This window comes from Curtobacterium sp. 18060, assembly GCF_902706105.1.
Lineage (GTDB): Bacteria > Actinomycetota > Actinomycetes > Actinomycetales > Microbacteriaceae > Curtobacterium.
Genome location: NZ_CACSJV010000003.1, coordinates 98,626 through 122,080, shown reverse-complemented (window position 1 = coordinate 122,080; position 23,455 = coordinate 98,626). Strand labels below are relative to the sequence as shown.

22 protein-coding genes are annotated in these 23,455 nt (G+C 71.7%); 2 read left to right on the top strand and 20 right to left on the bottom strand.

Annotation, left to right across the window (positions count from 1 at the left end):
- Positions 1-50: 50 nt before the first annotated feature.
- From gltB to GVL05_RS03000, 14 genes are all read right to left on the bottom strand, one after another.
- Positions 51-4,568 carry a glutamate synthase large subunit gene (gene gltB, locus GVL05_RS03065; protein WP_159571286.1) on the bottom strand — a complete coding sequence of 1,506 codons (4,518 nt, stop codon included), beginning with the start codon at positions 4,566-4,568 and terminating at the stop codon, positions 51-53.
- Positions 4,569-4,770: 202 nt separating this feature from the next.
- Positions 4,771-5,769 (bottom strand): prolipoprotein diacylglyceryl transferase, encoded by a 999-nt coding sequence (gene lgt, locus GVL05_RS03060; protein ID WP_123294331.1) that lies wholly within the window; start codon positions 5,767-5,769, stop codon positions 4,771-4,773.
- 98 nt (positions 5,770-5,867) lie between these two features.
- Entirely contained in the window at positions 5,868-6,662 is a 795-nt protein-coding gene (gene trpA, locus GVL05_RS03055) for a tryptophan synthase subunit alpha (protein WP_123294330.1), read from the bottom strand.
- Entirely contained in the window at positions 6,659-7,873 is a 1,215-nt protein-coding gene (gene trpB, locus GVL05_RS03050) for a tryptophan synthase subunit beta (RefSeq protein ID WP_123294329.1), read from the bottom strand. The genes trpA and trpB overlap by 4 nt, the downstream gene beginning before the upstream one ends.
- A 64-nt stretch (positions 7,874-7,937) precedes the next feature.
- Positions 7,938-8,723, bottom strand: a complete 786-nt coding sequence (gene trpC / locus GVL05_RS03045; RefSeq protein WP_123294446.1) for an indole-3-glycerol phosphate synthase TrpC — start codon at positions 8,721-8,723, stop codon at positions 7,938-7,940.
- Between the two features lie 16 nt (positions 8,724-8,739).
- Positions 8,740-8,979 carry an HGxxPAAW family protein gene (locus tag GVL05_RS03040; RefSeq protein ID WP_159571188.1) on the bottom strand — a complete coding sequence of 80 codons (240 nt, stop codon included), beginning with the start codon at positions 8,977-8,979 and terminating at the stop codon, positions 8,740-8,742.
- On the bottom strand, positions 8,976-9,641 hold the full coding sequence (locus GVL05_RS03035; protein WP_123339700.1) for a Trp biosynthesis-associated membrane protein: 666 nt from the start codon (positions 9,639-9,641) through the stop codon (positions 8,976-8,978). The genes GVL05_RS03040 and GVL05_RS03035 overlap by 4 nt, the downstream gene beginning before the upstream one ends.
- Positions 9,638-11,182, bottom strand: a complete 1,545-nt coding sequence (locus GVL05_RS03030; RefSeq protein WP_123294327.1) for an anthranilate synthase component I — start codon at positions 11,180-11,182, stop codon at positions 9,638-9,640. The genes GVL05_RS03035 and GVL05_RS03030 overlap by 4 nt, the downstream gene beginning before the upstream one ends.
- A complete protein-coding gene (hisI, locus tag GVL05_RS03025; protein WP_134193827.1) occupies positions 11,179-11,577 on the bottom strand; it encodes a phosphoribosyl-AMP cyclohydrolase in 399 nt (132 codons plus the stop codon). The genes GVL05_RS03030 and hisI overlap by 4 nt, the downstream gene beginning before the upstream one ends.
- Before the next feature lie 43 nt (positions 11,578-11,620).
- Positions 11,621-12,406, bottom strand: a complete 786-nt coding sequence (hisF, locus tag GVL05_RS03020; protein ID WP_235035817.1) for an imidazole glycerol phosphate synthase subunit HisF — start codon at positions 12,404-12,406, stop codon at positions 11,621-11,623.
- Entirely contained in the window at positions 12,403-13,242 is an 840-nt protein-coding gene (gene hisG / locus GVL05_RS03015) for an ATP phosphoribosyltransferase (RefSeq protein ID WP_111083926.1), read from the bottom strand. Before hisG ends, hisF begins: the two co-directional genes overlap by 4 nt.
- A gap of 69 nt (positions 13,243-13,311) precedes the next feature.
- Positions 13,312-13,575: a phosphoribosyl-ATP diphosphatase gene (locus GVL05_RS03010; RefSeq protein WP_111084162.1), complete on the bottom strand. Its 264-nt coding sequence runs from the start codon at positions 13,573-13,575 to the stop codon at positions 13,312-13,314.
- A 59-nt stretch (positions 13,576-13,634) separates the two neighbouring features.
- Positions 13,635-14,294: a ribulose-phosphate 3-epimerase gene (gene rpe / locus GVL05_RS03005; protein WP_159571172.1), complete on the bottom strand. Its 660-nt coding sequence runs from the start codon at positions 14,292-14,294 to the stop codon at positions 13,635-13,637.
- Positions 14,295-14,341: 47 nt separating this feature from the next.
- Complete coding sequence (locus GVL05_RS03000; RefSeq protein ID WP_159571169.1) at positions 14,342-14,944, bottom strand: TetR/AcrR family transcriptional regulator; 603 nt, start codon at positions 14,942-14,944, stop codon at positions 14,342-14,344.
- A gap of 62 nt (positions 14,945-15,006) precedes the next feature.
- Between GVL05_RS03000 and GVL05_RS02995 the strand changes: the two genes are divergently transcribed.
- Positions 15,007-15,660, top strand: a complete 654-nt coding sequence (locus GVL05_RS02995; RefSeq protein WP_131846512.1) for an NAD(P)-dependent oxidoreductase — start codon at positions 15,007-15,009, stop codon at positions 15,658-15,660.
- Positions 15,661-15,676: 16 nt separating this feature from the next.
- Here the strand turns inward: GVL05_RS02995 and GVL05_RS02990 are convergent, their stop codons facing one another.
- Positions 15,677-17,269 carry an RsmB/NOP family class I SAM-dependent RNA methyltransferase gene (locus tag GVL05_RS02990; RefSeq protein ID WP_235035816.1) on the bottom strand — a complete coding sequence of 531 codons (1,593 nt, stop codon included), beginning with the start codon at positions 17,267-17,269 and terminating at the stop codon, positions 15,677-15,679.
- Positions 17,266-18,201: a methionyl-tRNA formyltransferase gene (locus GVL05_RS02985; protein WP_159571166.1), complete on the bottom strand. Its 936-nt coding sequence runs from the start codon at positions 18,199-18,201 to the stop codon at positions 17,266-17,268. The genes GVL05_RS02990 and GVL05_RS02985 overlap by 4 nt, the downstream gene beginning before the upstream one ends.
- A gap of 96 nt (positions 18,202-18,297) precedes the next feature.
- Between GVL05_RS02985 and GVL05_RS02980 the strand changes: the two genes are divergently transcribed.
- On the top strand, positions 18,298-18,753 hold the full coding sequence (locus GVL05_RS02980) for a DUF4383 domain-containing protein (protein ID WP_159571163.1): 456 nt from the start codon (positions 18,298-18,300) through the stop codon (positions 18,751-18,753).
- A gap of 209 nt (positions 18,754-18,962) precedes the next feature.
- On the opposite strand, the gene GVL05_RS02975 is transcribed toward GVL05_RS02980, so the two are convergent.
- Genes GVL05_RS02975 through gmk form a run of 4 tightly spaced genes read right to left on the bottom strand, consistent with a single transcriptional unit; the run spans position 18,963 to position 23,388 of the window.
- On the bottom strand, positions 18,963-20,969 hold the full coding sequence (locus tag GVL05_RS02975) for a primosomal protein N' (RefSeq protein WP_159571160.1): 2,007 nt from the start codon (positions 20,967-20,969) through the stop codon (positions 18,963-18,965).
- 8 nt (positions 20,970-20,977) lie between these two features.
- Positions 20,978-22,189, bottom strand: a complete 1,212-nt coding sequence (gene metK, locus GVL05_RS02970; protein ID WP_159571157.1) for a methionine adenosyltransferase — start codon at positions 22,187-22,189, stop codon at positions 20,978-20,980.
- 5 nt (positions 22,190-22,194) lie between these two features.
- A complete protein-coding gene (gene rpoZ / locus GVL05_RS02965; RefSeq protein WP_114849971.1) occupies positions 22,195-22,458 on the bottom strand; it encodes a DNA-directed RNA polymerase subunit omega in 264 nt (87 codons plus the stop codon).
- Positions 22,459-22,485: 27 nt separating this feature from the next.
- Positions 22,486-23,388 (bottom strand): guanylate kinase, encoded by a 903-nt coding sequence (gene gmk / locus GVL05_RS02960; protein ID WP_111084160.1) that lies wholly within the window; start codon positions 23,386-23,388, stop codon positions 22,486-22,488.
- Between the last annotated feature and the right edge of the window lie 67 nt (positions 23,389-23,455).

Below are 23,455 nucleotides of genomic sequence, written 5' to 3'. Positions count from 1 at the left end.
TCACCTCCGTGGTCGTGTCGGGCGCTGCCGGTTCCAGACGTGCGTGACGCTCAGCCACCGGTCACCTCCATGATTCGGTTCCAGACGACGTCGCCGTCGGGGTCGAGCCCCTCGTCGACGGCGCGCTGACGGGTCTCGAGCACCGCCGCGTAGTCACGCGGCAGCACCTTGACGAAGTCGCTCAGGTCGCCGGACTCGAGCAGGTCGGACGCGAGCGTCGAACCGGTCTCCTCGGCGTGCCGGGTGAGCAGGTCGGTGACGATCTCGACGTCGGCGCTGTCGAGCGCCTCGAGTCGGAGTTCACCGGTCGCGAGGGCGTCGGTGTTGACGTGCTCCTCGCGCAGACCACGGACGTACGCGGTGCCGCCCGACATGCCGGCCCCGAGGTTCCGACCGGTCTCGCCCAGGATGAGCGCGAGCCCGCCCGTCATGTACTCGAGCGCGTGGTCGCCCACGCCCTCGACCACCGCGGTCGCCCCCGAGTTGCGCACCAGGAAGCGCTCGCCCACGATGCCACGGATGAACATGCTGCCCTGGGTCGCGCCGTACCCGATCACGTTGCCGGCGATGACGTTCTCCGCCGGGTCGAAGCCCGAACCGGCGTCCGGCCGCACGATGATCTCGCCACCGGACAGGCCCTTGCCGACGTAGTCGTTGCTGTCGCCGATGAGGCGCAGGGTGATGCCGGCGGGCATGAACGCGCCGAGCGACTGTCCGGCGGAGCCGCGCAGCGTGACGTCGATCGAGCCGCTGGGCAGCCCGTGCTCGCCGTGCCGTTTGGTGACCTCGTGGCCGAGCATCGTGCCGACCGCGCGTTCGGTGTTGCGGATGGGCAGGTCGAGCGCGATCGAGCCGCCGTGGTCGAGCACGTCGGCGGTCTGCTGGATCAGCCCCACGTCGAAGTGCTGCTCGAGCTCGTGGTCCTGCTCGCGCTGGTGGCGACGCGGCTCGGCGTCCTCGAAGTGCGGACCCGTGAGGACCGGTGCGAGGTCGAGCCCTGACGCCTTCCAGTGCTCGAGGGCACGGTCGACGTCGAGGGCGTCGGACCGGCCGATCGCCTCGTCGAGGGTGCGGAAGCCGAGCTCGGCGAGGAGCTCGCGCACTTCCTGCGCGATGAACTCGAAGAAGTTCACGACGAACTCGGGCTTGCCGGAGAAGCGCTTGCGGAGCTCGGGGTTCTGCGTCGCGACCCCCACCGGACACGTGTCGAGGTGGCACACGCGCATCAGGATGCAGCCCTCGACGACGAGCGGAGCGGTGGCGAAGCCGTACTCCTCGGCGCCGAGCAGGGCTGCCACGACGACGTCGCGCCCGGTCTTCATCTGACCGTCGACCTGCACGACGACGCGGTCGCGCATGCCGTTCAGCATGAGCGTCTGCTGCGTCTCGGCGAGGCCGATCTCCCACGGGGTGCCGGCGTGCTTGAGCGAGTTGAGCGGGGACGCACCCGTGCCACCGTCGTGTCCGGACACGAGCACGACGTCGGCCAGGGCCTTCGTCACACCGGCCGCGACCGCGCCGATGCCGGACTGGCTCACGAGCTTCACGTGGACGCGTGCGGCCGGGTTGGCGCGCTTCACGTCGAAGATCAGCTGTTTGAGGTCCTCGATCGAGTAGATGTCGTGGTGCGGCGGCGGCGAGATGAGGCCCACGCCGGCGGTGGCGTGCCGGGTGCGGGCGACCCACGGGTACACCTTCTGCGGGGGCAGCTGGCCGCCCTCGCCGGGCTTCGCACCCTGCGCCATCTTCAGCTGGATGTCGGTGGCGTGGGTGAGGTACATGCTCGTCACGCCGAACCGCCCGGAGGCGACCTGCTTGATCGCGCTGCGGCGCTCGGGGTCGAGCAGCCGGTCGACGTCCTCGCCGCCCTCGCCCGTGTTCGAGCGACCACCGAGGCGGTTCATCGCGATCGCGAGCGTCTCGTGGGCTTCCTTCGAGATGGAGCCGTACGACATCGCGCCGGTGTTGAAGCGCTTGACGATCGACTCGATCGACTCGACCTCGTCGAGCGCGACGGGCTTCCGCGCCCCGTGCTTGAAGCGGAACAGCCCACGGAGCGTCATGAGCTCCTCGGACTGGTCGTCCACGGCGCTCGAGTACTCACGGAAGATGTCGTACCGGCGGGCACGGGTGGCGTGCTGCAGCCGGAAAACGGTGTCCGGGTTGAACAGGTGCGGGGGGCCTTCGCGACGCCACTGGTACTCGCCGCCGGTCTGCAGTCGCTCGTGCGACAGGACCGCGCCGTCCTGCGGGTACGCCTGGGCGTGCCGCTCGGCGTTCTCCTTCGCGATGACGTCGATGTCGACCCCGCCGAGGATCGACGACGTGCCGGTGAAGTACTTGTCGACGAACTCCTGGCTGAGCCCCACGGCTTCGAACGCCTGGGCACCGGCGTAGCTCGAGACCGTCGAGATGCCCATCTTCGACATGATCTTCAGGACGCCCTTGCCGAGCGCCTTGATCACGTTCTTGACGGCCTGCTCCGGGGTGATCCCGGTGATCATGCCGGCACGGACCAGGTTCTCGCAGGTCTCCATCGCGAGGTACGGGTTGATCGCCGACGCGCCGTACCCGATGAGGGACGCCACGTGGTGGACCTCGCGCACGTCGCCGGCCTCGACGATCAGGCCGACCTTCATGCGCTGCTCGGTGCGGATCAGGTGGTGGTGCACGGCGGCGAGCAGCAACAGGCTCGGCACGGGCGCCTGCTCGGCGTTGCCGTCGCGGTCCGACAGCACGATGAACTGCTTGCCCGACTCGATCGCGGCGTCGACCTCGTCGCACACGGCGGCGATGCGCTTCTGCATCGCCTTCTTGCCGGCGTCGACGCGGTACAGGCCCTTGATCGTGACCGTCAGGTGCCGACCCGACTCCGTCTCGAAGTGCTGCACCTTGGCGAGCTGGTCGTTGTCGATCACCGGGAAGTCGAGCGTGATCTGCTTCGCGTGCTCGGGACCGGCCGACAGCAGGTTCCGCTCCGGACCGAGGCCCATGCCCATCGAGGTGATGACCTGCTCGCGGATCGAGTCGAGCGGCGGGTTCGTCACCTGGGCGAACTGCTGGGTGAAGTAGTCGAACAGCAGCCGGGGGCGCTGCGAGAGCACCGCGATCGGGGTGTCGGACCCCATCGCACCGAGGGGCTCCGCGCCCACCTGCGCCATCGGGCGGAGCAGGATGCGGACTTCCTCCTCGGTGTAGCCGAACGCACGCTGGCGGCGGGTGACCGATGCCGGGGTGTGCACGATGTGCTCGCGGTCGGGCAGGTCGTTGAGGTTGATGCGCCCCTCGTCGAGCCATTCGCCCCAGGGGCCGGAGGACGCCAGGCCCTGCTTGACCTCGTCGTCCTCGATGATGCGGCCGGCCTCGGTGTCCACCAGGAACATCCGGCCGGGGCGCAGACGGCCCTTGCGGACGACCTTCGCGGCGGGCACGTCGATGACACCGGTCTCCGACCCCATGACGATGAGCCCGTCGTCGGTGACGAGGAAGCGCCCGGGACGCAGCCCGTTGCGGTCGAGGGTCGCGCCGACGAGCGAGCCGTCGGTGAAGGTGATGGCGGCCGGACCGTCCCACGGCTCCATGAGCATCGAGTGGTACTCGTAGAACGCCCGCAGCTCCGGGTCCATCCCGACCTGGTTCTCCCAGGCCTCCGGCACCATCATCGACACCGCGTGCGGCAGCGTCCGGCCGGTCAGGGTCAGGAGCTCGAGCACCTCGTCGAACGACGCCGAGTCGCTCGCACCGGGGCTGACGATCGGCAGCAGCGGCGCGACGTCGCCGAGCAGTTCGCTCTCGAGCTGCGACTGGCGTGCGCGCATCCAGTTGCGGTTGCCGCGCACCGTGTTGATCTCACCGTTGTGCGCGATCGTCCGGAAGGGCTGCGCGAGCGGCCACGACGGGAACGTGTTGGTCGAGTAGCGCGAGTGCACGATCGCGAGCTTCGACGCGAAGCGCTCGTCGCTGAGGTCCGGGTAGAACGGCTCGAGCTGCAGCGTCGTGACCATGCCCTTGTAGACCATGGTGCGGCTCGACAGCGACATGAAGTACAGGTCGTTCGCGTGCTCGGCGCGCTTGCGCAGCCGGTAGGTCTGGCGGTCCAGGGCGATGCCGCTCCAGGACGCGCCGTGCACGTCGTGGCGCACCGAGGCGACGAACAGCTGCTCGAATGCGGGCATGGCCGCACGCGCCAGGGTGCCGAGCACCTCGGGGCGCACTGGGACCTCGCGCCAGCCGAGGACCTTGAGGCCCTCTTCGCGCGCCAGTCGTTCGACGGCGCCCTTGACGGCGTGCCGGTCGCCCTCGTCGGTCGGCAGGTAGGCCGTGCCGACCGCGTACTCCCCCGCCGCCGGCAGGTCGAACGGCACCACGGCGCGCAGGAACTCGTCCGGCACTTGGCACAGGATGCCCGCGCCGTCGCCCGTGCCGGCGTCCGAACCGACGGCGCCGCGGTGCTCGAGGTTGCGGAGGGCACCGAGTGCAGCGTCGACGATGTCGTGGCCGGGCGTCCCGCGCAGCGTCGCGACCATCGCGAGACCGCAGGCGTCCTTCTCGTTCGCCGGGTCGTACATGCCGGTGGCGTCGGGGACCGCCGAGAACCGACGGTGCGGCGGCACGAGGGACTTCGGTGCCGAGGGCTGGAGTGGCTGGAGCGCCATGGGGGAACCGTCCTCACGAGGAAGTGGAACAGGGACAGCGGTGGCCCGGTGGTGCGTTCCGCCCAGACGGGCGGGACTGGTGCCCGTGCCCCGCTTGTGGCGGGGAGGAGTGCTCCTAGGCGCGGTCAGTGGGAGTCGTGACCGCTCCGGAGCCCTGGGCGACGAGGCGTTCGTCGTCGTCCTCGTGCTCCGAGAAGGTGTCGTCGGAGTCTACATCGGACTTCGGACGCGGCTCGCGACCGGGCAGGTACGGGCTCGGCTCCTTGCCGGTGTGCCGACGGGTCTGCACGATGAAGATGACGATCCCGAGCAGGATGGCCGCGAACGACATCCAGACGTTCGTGCGGATGCCCGCGAAGGTCTCGCTGGTGTCGACGCGGATCGACTCGAGGAAGGACCGGCCGACGCCGTACCAGATCAGGTACAGGGCGAGGACCTTGCCCCACTGGAGCGTGAACTTGCGGTCGAGCAGCAGGATGACGACGACGCCCAGGACGTTCCAGATGATCTCGTAGAGGAACGTCGGGTGGAAGAGCGTGCCCTCGGGCAGGCCCTTCGGGAACGCGGCGTTCGTCGACTCGATCTGCAGGCCCCACGGCAGGCTGGTCGGCATGCCGAAGAGCTCGTGGTTGAAGTAGTTGCCGAGCCGACCGAACGCCTGTGCGAGCAGCACCCCGGGCACCACCGCATCGATGAACGACGTGAACCGCAGGCCGACCTGGCGGCAGCCGATCCAGGCGCCGACGGACCCGAGGATCAGGGCGCCGAAGATGGCGAGCCCGCCCTCCCAGATGTACAGGAAGGACAGCGGGTCGATGCCGGGGCCGAAGTAGTCCGACACGTGCGTGAACACGTGGAAGAGCCGGCCGCCGATGATGCCGGCAGGCACCGCCCAGATCGCGATGTCGATGATGATCCAACGCTCGACGCCGCGCGCGTTGAGGCGGCGGTTCGCGAGCAGGACCGCGGCGACGATCCCGAGCAGGATGCAGATCGCGTACGCGTGGATGCGGAAGTCGAGCGGCAGCGACCAACCGAACACGTCGCGCAGCCAGGCGGTCAGGTCGAAGTACTGCCAGGCGGTGCTCGGGCTCGGGATGCTCAGGAGGGGCATGGAGGAACGGTCGCCTTTCGGAACTGACGGGGCGCGGTGTCGACGTGTCGTCGGCCCCGCTCACTGTAGCGCGGGTCGTGGGCCCGCCAGGAACTGGACTAGGAGCGGCGGGCGCCGGTGGTGAGGTCGGCCGCGCGGTCGGCGACCCCCTGCACCCCGAGGTCGGCCAGTGCGCGGACGAACGCCGAGCCGACGATCGCGCCGTCGGCGTACTCCAGGACCTCGGCGACCTGCTCGGCCGTCGAGATGCCGAGGCCCACGCAGGTGCGCGCGACGCCAGCGTCACGGAGCCGCGACACCACGGTGCGTGCAGCGACGTCGACGCCGGCCCGTGCTCCGGTGACGCCCATCGTCGAGACGGCGTAGACGAACCCGCGGCTCGCCTGCACCGCCTGCTGCATCCGGGAGTCGGACGAGGACGGTGCCGCGAGGAACACGCGGTCCAGGCCGGTCCGCTCCGACGAGGCCATCCACTCGGCGGCTTCGTCCGGGATCAGGTCGGGCGTGATGAGGCCCGCGGCTCCGGCGGCGACGAGGTCGTCGGCGAAGCGGTCCACGCCGTAGCGGAGGACCGGGTTCCAGTACGTCATCACGAGCACCGGCACGTCGGCGCGCTCCGTGATCTGGTGCACGGCATCGAAGACCTGCGCGACCCGGAAGCCGTTGGCCAGGCTCTCCTCGGCCGCACGCTGGATGACCGGGCCGTCCATGACGGGGTCGGAGTACGGCAGGCCGAGCTCGATGACGTCCACGCCGTTCTCGGCGAGGGCGACGGCAGCGTCGACGCTGGTCTGCACGTCGGGGTACCCGGCGGGCAGGTAGCCGACGACGGCCCCGGCACGCTCGGCGTTGGCGGTGTCGATCGTCGTGGCGACGGTCTGGTTCGTGGTCACAGCTGCACCGCGTTCTCGTCGAGGATGCCGAAGTAGCGACTGGCGGACGCCACGTCCTTGTCACCACGGCCGGACAGGTTCACGAGCACGACCCCCTCGGGGCCGAGCTCCTTGCCGAGCTTCATCGCACCCGCGAGCGCGTGCGCCGACTCGATCGCCGGGATGATGCCCTCGGTCTGGCTGAGCAGCCGGAACGCCTCCATCGCCTCGGTGTCGGTGATCGGCGCGTACTGTGCGCGACCGATCGACGCCAGGTAGGCGTGCTCCGGCCCGACGCTCGGGTAGTCGAGCCCGGCGGAGATGCTGTGGCTCTCGATGGTCTGGCCGTCCTCGTCCTGCATCAGGTAGGACTTCGCGCCCTGCAGGACGCCCTCGCGACCGAGCGTGATGCTCGCAGCGTGCCGACCGGTCTCGACGCCGTCGCCACCGGCCTCGAAGCCGTGCAGCGCGACGGACTCGTCGTCGAGGAACGCCTCGAAGATGCCCATCGCGTTCGAGCCGCCACCGACGCACGCGGCGACGGCGTCGGGGAGACGCCCGACGCGGTCGAGGACCTGCTGGCGGGCCTCTTCACCGATCACCTTGTGGAACTCGCGCACCATCTCGGGGAACGGGTGCGGGCCGGCGACCGTGCCGAGCAGGTAGTGGGTCGAGTCGACGTTCGCCACCCAGTCACGCAGGGCCTCGTTGATGGCGTCCTTCAGCGTGCGCGACCCGGTCTCGACCGGGATCACCTCGGCGCCGAGCAGGCGCATCCGGGCGACGTTGAGCGCCTGCCGCTCGGTGTCGACGGCGCCCATGTACACGACGCAGTCCATGCCGAACAGCGCCGCGGCGGTCGCCGTGGCCACGCCGTGCTGGCCGGCACCGGTCTCCGCGATGAGGCGGGTCTTGCCGAGCCGACGGGCCACGAGCGCCTGACCGAGCACGTTGTTGATCTTGTGCGACCCGGTGTGGTTCAGGTCCTCGCGCTTCAGGATCACGCGGGCACCACCGGCGTGCTTCGCGAACCGCGGCACCTCGGTGATGATCGACGGACGACCGGTGTAGTCGCGCTGGAGCTCGTCGAGCTCGGCACGGAAGGCCGGGTCCGCCCAGGCCGTGCGGAAGGCTGCCTCGAGCTCGTCGAGCGCCAGGACGAGCGACTCGGGGACGAAGCGTCCGCCGAAGTCACCGAAGTACGGGCCGTGCAGGTCGCGGAGTGAGGTCACGATGGGTCTTCCCGGGACGAGTCCGACGCGACCGGCGGTGCCGATGGTCGGACGGGTGGAACGTTCAGCCGCGGTCGGCGGCCTCGATGAACGACGCGAGGGTGGTGGCGGGGTCGGCACCCGTGACGAGCGCTTCCCCGACCAGGACGACGTCGGCACCCGCTGCGCGGTAGTGGGCGACGTCGGCGGGACCTGCGACGGCGGACTCGGCGACGCGCACGACCCCGTCGGGGATGCGGTCGGCGAGCGACCCGAAGAGGTCGCGATCGAGCGAGAAGTCGGTGAGGTCGCGCGCGTTGACGCCGAGGATCCGCGCACCGGCGTCGAGGCCACGGGAGACCTCGTCGGCGGAGTGCGCCTCGACCAGCACGCGCATGCCGAGCTCTTCGGCCAGCGTGTGGAGCTCGACCAGCTGCTGCTGCTCGAGCGCGGCCACGATGAGCAGCACGACGTCGGCGCCGGCAGCTCGGGCCTCGACGACCTGGTACGGGTCGGCGATGAAGTCCTTGCGCAGCACGGGGATGCCCACGCGGGCCTTGACGGCTTCGAGGTCGGCGAGACTGCCGAGGAACTTGCGCCCCTCGGTCAGGACGCTGATCGTCGACGCGCCACCGCGCTCGTAGTCGGCAGCGAGGGCGGCCGGGTCCTCGATGGGGGCCATCGAGCCACGGGACGGGCTGGCGCGCTTGACCTCGGCGAGGATCTTCACCCGGTCGCCCGGGGCGAGGAACGCGAGGGCGTCGAGCGGCGACGCCACCCGGTCGAGGTCGCGTTCGACGTCCGAGTACGGGCGGTCGACACGACGGGCGGCGGCGTCCTCGAGCGCGCCCGCGACGAGGGTCTCGAGCACGTTCGGCATGCGAGTCCTACTCGGCGTGGTGCTTGGCGACGTACTTCGGGCCGTTCACGCCGTAGCCGGCCTTGGCCATGACCGCGCCGATGACCAGACCGATGACGACGACGGCAGCGGAGACCCAGACGCCCCACGGCTGGTCGAACCAGAAGAACAGCGTGCCTGCCGCGAATCCGATCAGCATGATCACGACGGCGGTCCAGGCGGCCGGCGAGTGGCCTTCGCCGAGTTCTGCGGGCTCAGTGTTGCTCACGGTGCTCCTCGTTCTGCTCCGGCGTCGTCGGTCGACCGACGCCCATCCGATCCTACCGTGCCGTCGGTCGGGTCGACCCCAGCACTGAGGTCGTCCCAGTCCACGACGGCGTCGCGCACGACCGGGGCTGCGGCGCGGGCGTCGGCGGCGGCTCCCGCGGTCGCCGCGCCGTACTTCCGGCTCGGACCGGGCCACGCACGCTGCACCACGATGACGACGACACCGAGCAGGACGGCCAGGACCCCACCGGCGATGCCGACGGCCGGCCAGAGCGACACGTCGACGCCGGACACGACGCGGCGCACGGCGGTCAGGTCGCTGACCCCGGCCACCGCGCCGACGGCACCCTTCGCCGCGGCGACCGGGTCACCGAGTGCGGTGATGCCGCTGACCACGACGCCGAGTCCGAGCAGGATCTCGACGCACGCGAGCACGATGCGCAGCACCCGGCCGGCGATGGTCATCGCGAGGAACAGGGCCAGGCTCGCGATCGCCAGGGCGGTGTACTGCGGCACGACCGCGGCCCCGTCGGCGTCGACCGTCGAGGTGACTGCCGCACCGGCGTGCAGGTCCACGGTGAACCAGGTCTGCGTCCACGCGAGCATGATGATGCCGGCGACGAGCAGTCCGGCGACGACGACGATCGGGCGCGAGCGCTTCACGAGCGCACCTCGCGCATCCGGTTCGCCGTGGCCACGGCCCGCAGGGGTGCCGCCGCCTTGTTGATGGTCTCCTCGTGCTCGGTGGCCGGGTCGGAGTCCGCCACCAGGCCGGCACCGGCCTGCACCCGTGCCACGCCGTCCTTGATCAGGGCGGTGCGGATCGCGATCGCGATGTCCGCGTCACCGGCGAAGTCGAAGTAGCCGACGACACCGGCGTAGGCACCGCGCTTCGCCGGCTCGAGCTCGTCGATGATCTCCAGCGCGCGGGGCTTCGGCGCACCGGACAGGGTGCCGGCCGGGAACGTCGCCCGGAACACGTCGATGGCGGACATCCCCGGACGCACCGCACCCTCGACGCTCGACACCAGGTGCATGATGTGACTGAAGCGCTCGACCGTCATGAACTCGGTGACCGCGACGGTACCGGGCTCGCAGACCTTCTGCAGGTCGTTGCGGGCCAGGTCGACGAGCATCAGGTGCTCGGCGCGTTCCTTCGGGTCGTCGAGCAGGTCGTCGCCGAAGCGGACGTCCTCTTCCGGGGTCGCACCACGTGGACGCGACCCGGCGATCGGGTGCGTGATGGCGCGGCCGGACTGCACCTTCACCAGGGCCTCCGGCGAGGCGCCGACGATCCAGTACCGCTCGTCGGCGGTGTCCGCCAGGGCCAGGAAGTACATGTACGGACTCGGGTTCAACGTCCGGAGGACCCGGTACACGTCGAGCGGGTCGGCGGTCACCTCGTGGTCGAAGCGCTGCGAGATCACGACCTGGAACACGTCGCCGTCGCGGATGAACTCCTTCGAGCGCTCCACCGCGGCCATGTACTCGTCCGGCGTGGAACGGTGCGTCGGCGTCGGCTCGGCGATCTCGAACGCCTCGGCGACGGTCGCGACGCTCGGCTGGACGAGGTCGGCCTGCAGGCGGTCGAGGCGGCGCTGCGCGTCGGACCAGAGCGTGTCGGCGTCGTCGGTGCCGTCGTTCAGCACGCTCGCGACGAGCAGGACGAGCCCCGTGCGGTGGTCGAGCGCGACGAGCTCGGAGACGAAGGACAGTGCCTGTCCGGGCACGTCGAAGTCGGCCGGCGGCACGTTCGGCAGGTGCTCGAGCTGGCGCACGGCCTCCCACCCGATGAACCCGACCGTCCCGCCGACGAGCGGCGGGGAGCCGGGCACCCGCGGGGTGGCCCAGCGCTCGTGCAGGCGTGCCAGGACCTCGAGCGGTTCGCCGTCGAGCGAACCGACCGCACGTTCGGCGTCGATGCCGGTGTCGATCCAGGCGGCACGGTCGCCCTCCTGCGTGAGGACGCCGAAGCTGCGCACACCGACGAACGACCAGCGCGACCAGAGGCCGCCCTGGCCCGCGGACTCCAGCAGGAACGACCCGGGCCGGCCGTCGGCGAGCTTCCGGTAGACACCCACCGGCGTCTCGCTGTCGGCGTAGAGCGCGCGCACCACCGGGACGACGCGGTGGTCGCTCAGCAGGGCGTCGAACTCCGGCCGGGAGGTCGTGTGCGGCGCATCGGAGATCGTCGCGGTCGTCATCGGGTCGCCTCCACTGCCGTGTCGGCCGGGGCAGACATGGTCACGGGCGCGAGCGGATCGACGTCGAAGCAGCGGTGCGCTCCGGTGTGGCACGCGGCCCCGACCTGCTGCACGGTGACGAGCAGGGTGTCGGCGTCGCAGTCGAACGCCGCGTCGCGCACGTACTGCGCGTGCCCCGACGTGTCGCCCTTCCGCCAGTACTCGTTCCGCGACCGCGACCAGAAGGTCACGCGCCCCTCGGTGAGGGTGCGGCGGAGCGCTTCCCGGTCCATGTACCCGAGCATGAGGACGTCCTTCGACGACTCCTCTTGCACGATGGCGGGGAGCAGCCCGTCCGCACCGAAACGTGCGCGGTCGAGGACCGCGTCGGTGTCGGTGCTGGTGCTGTCGGTCATGAGACTCCTAGCCTACGGCGGCGGATCAGCGGGCGGCGGCGGTTCAGCGGACGGCGTGGCCGGTCGCGCGCAGCGCGGCCTTGACGTCGCCCACCGTCATCTCGCCGCGGTGGAAGACGGACGCGGCGAGGAGGGCATCCGCACCCGCGTCGACGGCGGGGGCGAAGTGCTCGACCCGACCCGCGCCTCCCGAGGCGATGACCGGGACCCGCGCGACCGACCGCACCGCGGCGACGAGTTCGAGGTCGAACCCGTTCTTCGTGCCGTCCGCGTCGATGGAGTTGACGAGCAGCTCCCCCGCGCCCCGCTCGACGGCGTCGCGCGCCCAGGCGATCGCGTCGATGTCGGTCTCGGTGCGGCCGCCGTGCGTGGTGACCACGAAGCCGGACGCAGTCCGGTCGGAACGCTTGACGTCGAGCGACAGCACCACGGCCTGCGCGCCGAACCGGTCGGCGATCTCGCCGACGAGGTCGGGCCGGGCGATCGCGGCGCTGTTCACGCCGATCTTGTCCGCGCCGCACTGCTGCAGGCGGGACACGTCGTCGACGGAACGGACGCCGCCACCGACCGTGAGCGGGATGAAGACCTGCTCGGCGGCGCGGGTGACCGTGTCGTACATCGTGGCGCGGTTCTCGACCGTGGCACCGACGTCGAGGAAGGTCAGCTCGTCGGCGCCCTGCTCGTAGTAACGCGCGGCGAGCTCGACCGGGTCACCGGCGTCCTGCAGGTCGAGGAAGTTCACGCCCTTGACGACCCGGCCGCCCTTGACGTCGAGGCACGGGATGACGCGGACGGCCACGCCGCCCGGCGCCGTGGCTGCCGCGGTCAAAGTCGTGCCGCGTGGATCGGGCTGACGAGGATGGCGCGGGCACCGAGGTCGTACAGGGCGTCCATGATGAGGTTCGCGTCGTCGCGCGGGATCATCACGCGCACCGCGGACCAGTCGCGGCCGTGCAGCGGCGAGACCGTCGGCGACTCGATGCCGGACGCGACGGCCGTCGCCTGCTCGAGCAGCGCGGTGGGGATGTCGTAGTCGAGCATGACGTAGCCGCGGGCGACGAGCACGCCCTGCAGTCGACGGCGGAGCACGTCGATGCCCGGGATCGTCTCGTCGGTCGACACCAGCAGCGCGGTCGACTCGAGGATGACCGGACCGAAGATCTCGAGGCCGGCCTGCCGCAGCGTGCTGCCCGTCGACACCACGTCGGCCACGGCGTCGGCGACACCGAGACGCACCGCGCTCTCGACCGCCCCGTCGAGCTTGACGAGCGTCGCCGTCACCCCGTGGCGGGCGAGGAAGTCGCCGACCAGGCCCGGGTAGCTCGTGGCGACGCGGACGCCGTCGAGGTCCTGCAGGGTGCTGTACCTGCCGGGCGTGCCGGCGAAGCGGAAGGTGGAGTCGGCGAAGCCGAGCGCATCGACCTCGTGCGCCTCGGAACCGGAGTCGAGCAGCAGGTCACGGCCGGTGATCCCGACGTCGAGTGCGCCGGAGCCGACGTAGGTCGCGATGTCCCGCGGGCGCAGGAAGAAGAACTCGACGCCGTTGCGCTCGTCGAGCAGGTGCAGCGCCTTCGGGTCGCGGCGACCGGCGTACCCGGCCTCGCGCAGCATGTCGGACGCGGTCTCGGACAGGGAGCCCTTGTTGGGCACGGCGATGCGGAGCATCAGGGGGTCTGCTTTCTGGTCGGGGTCGTGGCGGATCGAGGTCGGTGCACGGGCGGGCCCGAGCGCGTCCTACAGATGTCGCCAGATGTCCGCCGGGGACAGCCCCTTCGCGACCATGAGGACCTGCAGGTGGTACACGAGCTGCGAGATCTCCTCCGAGGTGCGCTCGTCGCCCTCGTACTCGGCCGCCATCCAGACCTCGGCCGCTTCTTCCACGATCTTCTTGCCGATCTGGTGCACGCCGGCGTCCAGTTCGGCGACGGTGCCGGAGCCCTCGGGGCGCGTGCGCGCCTTCTCGGTGAGCTCCTGGAACAGGTCGTCGAACGTCTTCACGCGGTCCAGGCTACCGGTCTCCGCTGACGCTGCCGACGTACCGTCCGGACGGGTCGCGCTCATGCCCGCGCCCGTGCGGCCGCTTCGCGCAGGTCCGTGATCCGCGCGGCGGGCTCACCGCCGTACACGGCCGACCCGGCGACGAGCGTGTCGGCGCCGCTGCGCACGGCCTCGGGGACGGTGTCCACCGAGATGCCGCCGTCGACCTCGAGCCACACGTCGAGGCCCGAGGCGTCGACCGCCGCACGGGCGTCGGCGAGCTTCGGCATCACGGAGGGCATGAACGACTGCCCGCCGAAGCCGGGCTCGACGGTCATGAGCAGGATCATGTCGTAGGCGTCGAGGTGGTGCAGCACCCGCGTGATCGGGGTGCCGGGCTTCACCGCGACGGCGGCACGGGCCCCGTTCGAGCGGATCGCGGCGGCCGTGGCCACGGGGTCGTCCGCAGCCTCGAAGTGGAACGTCACGCTCGACGCACCGGTCTCGGCGTACTTCGGTGCGTTGACGTCGGCGTCGGTGATCATGAGGTGCACGTCGAGCGGCACCGGGGAGACCTGCTGCAGGCGCTCGACGATCGGCAGCCCGAGCGTCAGGTTCGGCACGAAGTGGTTGTCCATCACGTCGACGTGCACCAGGTCGGCGGTCTCGATGCGGTGGAGTTCACGCTCGAGGTTCGCGAAGTCGGCGGACAGGATGCTCGGCGAGATGCGGATCGTCACCGGGCAAGCCTACCGGCGCGAGCCTGCCGGGCCGCTCCGCGGCGACGTCAGCGCCCGCCGACCACCCGGGTGCCGAGCTCCGAGCCGAGCATCGTCTCGAGCGCGGCGTCGACGAGCCGTTCGCCCTGCGCCCGGTCGATCCGGTGCGAGACGACCAGGGTGGCGATCCCCTGCATGGTCGCCGCGAACAGGAGCTTGAAGAGGAGTCGGGCGTCCGCACCGTCGTCCCCTGCCGCCGCGGTTCCCACGGCACTCTCGAGCACGGCGAACAACGACTCCGCAGCAGCCTGCACGGGGCCCGTCCGGCTGGTCGTCTTCGCCTGGAACATGAGGTCCATCAGCGCCGCGTCGTCGATCGCGAAGTCCACGTACGCCAGGGCGACCCGGCGGAACCGGTCCTCCAGCCCGTCGGCACCCGACAGTGCCCGGCGCACGGCAGCGGTCAGCCGGTCGAAGCCGAGTTCGGCGAGGGCGTCGAGGAGCGCCTGCCGATCGACGAAGTGGCTCCGGGGGGCGCCGTGGCTGACCCCGGCGCGACGGGCGAGGTCGCGGAGCGAGAGTCCGTCGGCCCCGGACTCCCGCAGCACCGCGACGGCCTCGTCGAGCAGCACTGCCCGCAGGTTCCCGTGGTGGAAGGGCCGCTCGGTCATGAGGACATCCTAGACCCGAACTAGGCATTGACTATTTTCTAGGCATCGCCTAGTTTGGCCAGATGCCTGCAGATCAGACCCTCCTCGTGTTCGGCGCGACCGGCCAGACCGGCCAGCACTTCACCCGACTCGCGCTCGACGCCGGTCACCGAGTCCGAGCAGTCGCACGGACGCCGTCGAAGCTGGCCGTCCAGCACGACGACCTGCAGGTCGTGCGCGGCTCGGTCACCGACGACCTCGACCTCGACGCGCTGCTCGACGGCGTGACCGGCGTGGTCGTGATGCTCGGGGACGTCACCGCGCAACGCGAGCGCCCCGTCAACACGCAGTTCGTCCGCGCCCTCGTCCCCGCCATGCGCCGGAACGGCACCCGGCGCCTGCTGTACCAGGCCGGCGGGCTGAGCGCCCCTCCCGGCAAGCGGCTCGCCCCCGTGCTCCGCGTCGTCCGGTCGACGATCGCGCGGGACTACCGCGGCCAGCACGCGGACAACGAGGCGGTGATGCGCTACCTCGACGCCGACGCGCAGGACATCGCCTGGACCGTCCACCGGGCCGGCATCGGCTCGGACGGTCCCACGAAGGGCGAGCTCCGCCGGTCGGCGCGGTGGATCAGCATCGGCACGTTCCGGGACTGCGCCGCGTACAACCTGCGGGCGCTGTTCGACGACACGGCCGTGCACACCTGCGACGGCAGCGCCTACCGGCGAGCGGCCTAAACGCCGGGCGACGCGCTCAGCCCACGCGACGGAACAGCGCGATGAACATCGCGTCGGTGCCGACCCGGTGCGGCCAGAGCTGCGCCGTGTTGCCGTCCGCGATCTCCGGGTCGCGCGCGGCGACCCCCCGGACGATCGTCGCGGTGTCGAGCTGCTCGAGGACTCCCCCGTGCCGCCCCATCAGCGCGTCGACCTGGCCACGCGTCTCGGCCAGGTGCGGCGAACACGTCACGTACGCGAGCGTCCCACCCGGTGCGAGCACCCGGACCGCGGCGTCGAGCAGCTCGGTCTGCAGCACCGCGAGTTCCTGGACGTCCTCGGGGGTCTTCCGCCAGCGCGCTTCCGGACGCCGACGCAGGGCGCCGAGGCCGGTGCACGGCGCGTCGAGCAGGATGCGGTCGAAGGTCATCCCGGTGCCGTCGCGGCCGTAGCGCCGGGCGTCGCCCTCGACGACGCGGACGTGGTCACCGAACACCCCGAGGGCGTTCCGCACGAGTCCGGCACGTGCAGGCACGAGTTCGTTCGCGACGAGGGTCGCGCCGCCCTGCTGCGCCTCGGCGGCGAGCAGCGCGGCCTTACCGCCGGGGCCTGCGCACATGTCGAGCCAGCGCTCGCCCTCGCGCACCGCGGACGACCGGCTCAGCGCGAGGGCGGCGAGCTGCGAACCCTCGTCCTGCACGCGCAGGCGCCCGGCAGCGACGCCCGGCACGCGCGCGGGGTCACCGGAGATGCCGCGGATCCCGACGGGCGAGACCGGCAGGGCATCAGCGGCCGGCACGGGGTCGGCGGTCCGGACGGGAGGCACGGTGCCGGTCGCGCCGTCGGCCTCCGGTTCGTCGTCGGCGGGCACCAGGGCCGCTGGCACGTCGGCCGCGCCGGTCGCGTCGGCGAACGCGGCATCGGCGTCGTCGTCGGCGTCGGCGTCGTCGTCCTCGTCGGGCACCGTGCGCGCGGTCGCGGTGGCGATGTCCTCGTCGGTGGCGAGCCCGGGCAGCGCCGCGAGCTGCACCCGGGGCGCGGCGTTGTCGGCGGCGAGCAGGGCGGCGAGCTCGTCGCGGGAGCGTTCGGCGGCGAGGGCGTCGCGCAGTGCCGAGACGACCCAGACCGGGTGCGACCACCGCGTGGCGAGCAGGGCGTCGCCGCCACGGCCCTCGGTGATCTGCGCGTCCCACTCGTCGTCGGTACGCGCGGCGATCTTGCGCATCACGGCGTTGACGAAGCCGGTGGCACGGCGGGCACCGACCTCGCGGGCGAGCTCGACCGTGGCGTCGACCGCGGCGTGCGTCGGGGTGCGCATGGCGAGCAGCTGGTGGGCGCCGAGCCGCATCACGTCGAGGACGTCGGCCTCGATGTTCTCCGGCCGACGACCCGACGCCAGCGCGATGATGACGTCGTAGCGACCGAGCATCCGGATCGAGCCGTAGGTGAGCTCGGTGGCGAACGCGGCGTCGCGCGCGGTGAGGCCGGCACGACGGATGCGTGTCGGCAGCAGCAGGTTCGCGTACGCGTCGTCGACCTGCACGGCGCGGAGCACGTCGAACGCGACACGACGGGCGTTCGCGGGGCGGGGACCGCGGCGGGCGCCCCGGGTGTTCGTCGGCTGGCTCATGCGAGGACCTTCCCGTCCAGTTCGCCCAGGCCACGGGCCCAGGCAGCGGCGTCCATCGCCTTCTTGCCGGCCGGCTGCACCTCGAGCAGCGCCAGCGGAGTGTCACCGGTCCCGATCAGCAGCCGACCGCCGTGGAGTGCCAGCGCACCGGGCGCGAGCTGCGGGGCGGGGTCCGCGGGGCCTCCTGTCAGGCGGTTGCTGCGGAGCAGCTTCACGCGGGTCTCGCCGAGGTGGGCGTACGCGCCGGGCTCGGGGGTGACGCCGCGCAGACGGGCGTGCACGACCGTCGCCGGAGCACCGAAGTCGATGCGCCCGTCGTCGATGGTCGTCTTCGGCGCGAGCGTCGGCTCGCCGGTCTGTTCGGTCGCGACGGCCGTGCCGGCGGCGATGGCGTCGACCACCCGGGCGACGGTCTCGGCGCCGGACTCCGCCATGGCGGCGAGGACCTCGCCGGCGGTCGCCTCCGGGTCGATCTCGAACGGGTCCGCCGCGAACACCGGGCCGGCGTCGAGCGCCTCGACGAGCTGGAAGACCGACGCGGCGGTGCGGGTGTCCCCCGCCATCACGGCCCGCTGGACCGGCGCCGCGCCGCGGTACGCCGGCAGGTCGGAGAAGTGCAGGTTGACCCAGCCGAGGCGCGGGGCGTCGAGCGCGGGACGGCGGAGCAACGCGCCGTAGGCGACGATGACACCGAGGTCGACGTCGAGCGCAGCGATGCGCGCGGTGACGTCGTCGTCGACGCGGCTCGCCTCGATGACGGGCAGTCCGAGCTCCGCGGCGACCTGCGCGACCGGTGTCGGCGTCAGGACGCGCTTCCGGCCCTGCGGTGTCGGCGGACGCGTGAGGACCGCGGCGATCTCGTGGTCGGACGCCGCCAGACGGCGGAGGGTGGGGACGGCCGCAGCGGGGCTGCCGGCGACGACGAGACGCATGGGTTCGATCCTCCCACGCGCGCGCTCGGTGGACTGACCCGAACCGGGCCCGCGCCGGGTGGGTACGGTCTGCGGCACAGTACGAGAGGGGTTCCCATGTCCGACGTCACCACGTCCACCGACCGCTTCGCAGGGTCCAGCATCCAGAAGGTCGCGCTGCTCGTCGGCGTCGTGTTCCTGCTCGTCGGCATCGCCGGGTTCGTGCCCGGGCTGACGTCCGGCTCGCTCGCGGGTGCCGGCCACGGGTCGATGGCGATGCTGCTCGGGGTCTTCCAGGTGTCGGTGCTGCACAACGTCGTGCACCTGCTGTTCGGGGTCGTCGGGGTGCTCGCGGCGGGGTACGCCACCGGGTCGCGGATGTACCTGGTGCTCGGCGGGGTCGTCTACTTCGTGCTCTGGGTCTACGGGCTGTTCACCGCGGGGCACTCCTTCGGCGCGAACTTCGTGCCGCTGAACTGGGCGGACAACTGGCTGCACCTCGTGCTCGCGGTCGGGATGGTCGCACTCGGCGTGGCGTTGCCGCGCGTCGGTGGGCGGGCCGTGCGCGCCTGACGCTGCGGCGCGGCGGACTCGTTTCGCGACGAACCACTCGTCGATCGACGCGTGGATCGTCGGAAGGTGCACACGCATCGGGTGCGTGCGCATCGGCCGACAGAACACGAGGTGATCGACGCGTGGAACGTCGCAAGATGCGAACGCACACGGCCCGGGAGGCGCGGCGCAGCTCCGCCACGGAAGCCCCGCCCCGCCGGCCGGTGCGGTCAGACCTCGCTGAAGGGTTCGGCGTCGTCGAGCCGGACCCGCAGCGTCGGTGCCGCCCGACGCCGGTTGCCGCCCTTCAGCACCCGCCGGGTCGACGACCGCCGGATGACCTCGGCCTTCAGGGTCGCCGCGACCTCGGCACCGTGGGCGTACGGGAACCGCACGATCGCCCGGACCGTGCCCGGCAGGGCGTCGTCCTCGACGGGGACCGGGCCGAGCACCGGGCCCGCGGTCGCCCCCTCGAGGGCCTCGACCGCGGCGGTCACGGCCTCGTCGGTGCCGGTCATCGTCGCCACGCGGACCGCCGGCGGGAAGTGCAGCTCACGCCGGTCGGTGAGTTCGTCGTGCGCGGGACCGTCGAGCCGCCAGAGCGCCATCGCGGTCGCGAGCTTGCCGCCGATGCCGACCAGGTACGCCTCGGCCCCGGGAGCGCCCTTCGCGGCGGCGTTCGTCCAGAACCGGAGCACGTCCTCCTGCACGCGCAGTCCTTCGCGCGCGAGCATCCTCTCGCCGTCGAGCAGCAGGACGCACGCGTAGCCCCCGGGCACGCTCGGCTCGGCGCCACGGGTCGCGACGACGACGGAGGGCCGCGCGGGGACCTCGTCGAGCGGGCGTGAGCCGTCGGCCACCACGATCCGGGTGCCGGGGAACGCCCGCCCGAGTTCGTCCGCGGTGCGTTGGGCGCCCTGTCCCACGGGCTTCACGGTGCCGTTGCCGCACGTCGGGCAGCGGAACCCCACCGCGAGGGCACCGCAGAACCGGCACTGCGGCGTGGCACCGCGGTGCGGACTGCCGAGCGGACCGCCGCAGATCCGGCAGTGCGCCCGCTCACCGCACTCCGCGCAGACGAGTCCGGTGCCGAACCCGGGGCTCGCGACCTGCACGAGCACCGGGCCGTGCTGGCTGGCCTCGCGCGCGGCACGCCAGGCAGAGCTCGGGATGCGTGCCTGCGCGGCGTACCCCTCGGCCGAGGTCTGCTGCACGGTCGGGATGACCTTCGGGGTCTTCACCCGGAACGGCGTGACGTCCTGCAGCCAGTGCAGTTCGACGAGCCGCTGCACGTCGGTGCTGCGGGCGTGCGAGACGAACAGCAGTGCGGCGCCCGACTGCGCCGCCCGCACGAGGGCGACGTCACGCGTGTGCACGTACGGCGCGCGCTGCTCGATGAACGAGGCGTCGCCGTCGTCCCACATCGCGATGAGCCCGAGATCCGTGGCCGGTGCGTACACCGCCGTCCGGTTGCCGATCGCGACGACGGGGTGCGTCCGCGCCTGCAGGAGCGCCTTGGCCCGCTGCCCGTTCGTCTGCTTGGCGTCGAAGCGCACGACCCGTTCCGGCGGCAGCACTGCAAGCAGCGCGCGCTCGAGGTCGATCACGTCGCGGAAGTCGGGGACGGCGATGACGGCGGACTGCTCACTCGCCAGCGTGTGTGCGGCGGCCTGGGCGAGGGTGGCGGCCCAGCCGGGCACCCAGATCGGATCGGAGTCGCCGTCGCCCTCGTCGCTGGTGGGCCCGGCCAGCGCCACCGGGTGGGGAACGGCCGCGACCGCAGCGCGATCGTGCTCGGCGATCACGCCTTCGAGCATGCCCGGGGTGTAGCCGGTCACCGGCGGTGCGGACACCGGGGGCGGCGACCACGAGGTGTCCCGCGCGAGCCAGGCCTTCTCGGCGCGGACCTGGCGGGTCGACACGGCCAGACGGAGGACGTCGGACGCCACACCGGCGGCACGGTCGGCCACGGCGCGGGCGAGCTTCCAGATCTCCGGCGCCAGGACCGGGACAGGTGACACCAGGGTCTCGATCGCGCTGAGCTCACCCGGGTAGTCGCCCTCGTCGACGATCTCGACGACGTAGCCGTCGGACATCCGGGCCCCGGTGCGGAGCGGGACCTTCACCCGGACGCCCGGCACGCAGTCGTCCTCGAGCTCGGCCGGCACCCGGTAGTCGAACAGACGGTCCAACTGCGGGAGCGGCGAGTCGAGGACGACGCGCGCGACGGTGGTCACGCGGTGCCTCAGACGGCGGCGGTGACGAGCCCTGCGGCGGCGCGGAGTTCCTCGACGCGGTCGAGTTGCTCCCAGGTGAACCCGGGGAGCTCGCGGCCGAAGTGTCCGTACGTCGCGGTGTGCGCGTAGATCGGACGGAGCAGGTCGAGGTCGCGGATGATCGCGGCCGGACGCAGGTCGAAGACCTGGCGGATCGCGGCTTCGATGGTGGCGTCGTCGACGTGTCCGGTGCCGAAGGTCTCGACGTAGAGCCCGACGGGCTTCGCGCGGCCGATCGCGTAGGCGACCTGCACCTCGATCCGGTCGGCGAGGCCCGCGGCGACCGCGTTCTTCGCGACCCAGCGCAGCGCGTACGCCGCCGAGCGGTCGACCTTCGACGGGTCCTTGCCGCTGAACGCGCCGCCACCGTGACGGGAGGCCCCGCCGTACGTGTCGACGATGACCTTGCGGCCGGTGAGTCCGGCGTCGCCCTGGGGGCCACCGATCTCGAAGCGACCCGTCGGGTTGACGATGACGTCGACGTGCGAGGAGTCGAGGTCGACGAGGTCGAGCACCGGACGGATCACGTGCTCGGTGATCTCGGCGGTGAGCTGCTCCAGCGTGACGCTCGGCGAGTGCTGCGTCGACAGGACGACGGTCTCGACGGTCTTCGGCACGACGCCGTCGTAACCGACGGTGACCTGCGTCTTGCCGTCCGGGCGCAGGAACGCCAGCTCGCCGGACTTGCGCACGGCGGCCAGACGCTCGGCCAGGCGGTGCGCCAGCCAGATCGCGACCGGCATGTACTCGGGGGTCTCGTTCGTCGCGAAGCCGAACATGATGCCCTGGTCGCCGGCACCCTGACGGTCGAGCGGGTCGACCGCGCCGGTGCGGGAGTCGAGCGACTCGTCGACGCCCTGCGCGATGTCCGGCGACTGCGCACCGATCGACACCTCGACGCCGCACGTGGCGCCGTCGAAGGAGACGTCCGACGAGTTGTAGCCGATGCCCGTGATGACGTCACGGACGAGCTTGGGGATCTCGACGTAGCCCGAGGTCGTGACCTCGCCGGCGACGTGCACGAGGCCGGTCGTCACCATCGTCTCGACGGCGACCCGAGCGTGCGGGTCCACCGTGAGCAGTGCGTCGAGGATGCTGTCCGAGATCTGGTCGCAGATCTTGTCGGGGTGCCCCTCGGTCACCGACTCGGACGTGAAGAGGCGCAGAGCAGCTGCAGTCACCGGGATCAGTCGGAGGGCTGCTGCTGCTTGGTGACGGTGAGCTTGTCCTCGTTGATCTCGTGGAGAGCCACGGACAGCGGCTTGTCGTCGATCGTCGAGTCGACGAGCGGGCCGACGTTGTCGAAGAGCGAGCCCTCGTGCAGGTCGGCGTAGTAGTCGTTGATCTGACGCGCGCGCTTGGAAGCGAAGATGACGAGCGCGTACTTCGACTCGACCTTGCTGAGCAGGTCGTCGATGGGCGGGTCGATGATGCCCTGGGGGTTGGCCATGGAGTCTCCTCGTCGTCGGTGCACCCGTCAGGGCGCAGAGAACAAGTCTACGACCTGTCGTGCCGCGGTGCCGACATCGGAGTTCACGATGCGGACGTCGAACTCGTCCTGGGCGGCCAGTTCGACCTTCGCGGTGTCGAGTCGACGCGCCTGTTCCTCGGGCGACTCGGTGCCGCGGCCGATGAGTCGACGCACCAGTTCTTCCCACGTCGGGGGCAGCAGGAACACGAGCACGGCCTCGGGCATGGCGTCACGGACCTGGCGAGCACCCTGCAGGTCGATCTCGAGCATGACCCGCTCGCCGGCGTCGAGCGCTCGGTCGATCGGCGGCCGCGGGGTGCCGTACCGGTACGAGTTGTGCACCGTGGCCCACTCGAGCAGTTCGCGCTCGCGGATCATCCGGTCGAACTCGGCGTCGTCCACGAAGTAGTAGTGCACGCCGTCGACCTCGCCCGGGCGGGGCTTCCGGGTCGTGGCGGAGACGCTGAGGTTCACGTCCGGGTACTGCTCGCGGATGTACGCGCTCACCGTTCCCTTGCCGACGGCGGTCGGCCCGGCGAGGACGACGAGCTTCGAGGCACCGCGCTTGCGACCGCGCGCGGCGAGCCAGTCGGCCAGGGCCGTGCGCTGCCGGGTGCCGAGGCCCCCGAGGCGCTTCGACGGCGCGATGCGCAGGGTGCCCATGATCGACTCGGCACGCGCCGGACCGATGCCGGACAGGCTGACGAGCAGGTCGCGCACCCGGAGCGAGCGCTCCGCCGAGGTCGTGTCGACGAGGGCGTCGTCCCATGCCGATCGAGCGACCTCGAGTGCCGAGCGCTCCCCCGACGCGACCTGGGACTTCACCGCGGCCCGGGCGCGTCGCGCGGCGACCGCTGCCTGGGCCGCCGCGACGCGGTCGACCTCCGGTGGCGTGCGGTGGGCCGGCAGTTCGGTGCCGTCGGTGCGGTCGCCTTCGGTGCGGTCGCCTTCGGTGCGGTCGCCGTCGGTGCGGTCA

Excerpts from the sequence above, each read along its gene's own strand:
- gltB (WP_159571286.1), bottom strand. The coding sequence starts at position 4,568 with ATGTACGACCCGGCGAACGAGAAGGACGCCTGCGGTCTCGCGATGGTC.
- lgt (WP_123294331.1), bottom strand. The coding sequence starts at position 5,769 with ATGCCCCTCCTGAGCATCCCGAGCCCGAGCACCGCCTGGCAGTACTTC.
- GVL05_RS03030 (WP_123294327.1), bottom strand. The coding sequence starts at position 11,182 with ATGACGACCGCGACGATCTCCGATGCGCCGCACACGACCTCCCGGCCG.
- hisI (WP_134193827.1), bottom strand. The coding sequence starts at position 11,577 with ATGACCGACAGCACCAGCACCGACACCGACGCGGTCCTCGACCGCGCA.
- hisG (WP_111083926.1), bottom strand. The coding sequence starts at position 13,242 with ATGCTCCGCATCGCCGTGCCCAACAAGGGCTCCCTGTCCGAGACCGCG.
- GVL05_RS03000 (WP_159571169.1), bottom strand. The coding sequence starts at position 14,944 with ATGACCGAGCGGCCCTTCCACCACGGGAACCTGCGGGCAGTGCTGCTC.
- GVL05_RS02995 (WP_131846512.1), top strand. The coding sequence starts at position 15,007 with ATGCCTGCAGATCAGACCCTCCTCGTGTTCGGCGCGACCGGCCAGACC.
- GVL05_RS02990 (WP_235035816.1), bottom strand. The coding sequence starts at position 17,269 with ATGAGCCAGCCGACGAACACCCGGGGCGCCCGCCGCGGTCCCCGCCCC.
- GVL05_RS02985 (WP_159571166.1), bottom strand. The coding sequence starts at position 18,201 with ATGCGTCTCGTCGTCGCCGGCAGCCCCGCTGCGGCCGTCCCCACCCTC.
- GVL05_RS02980 (WP_159571163.1), top strand. The coding sequence starts at position 18,298 with ATGTCCGACGTCACCACGTCCACCGACCGCTTCGCAGGGTCCAGCATC.
- rpoZ (WP_114849971.1), bottom strand. The coding sequence starts at position 22,458 with ATGGCCAACCCCCAGGGCATCATCGACCCGCCCATCGACGACCTGCTC.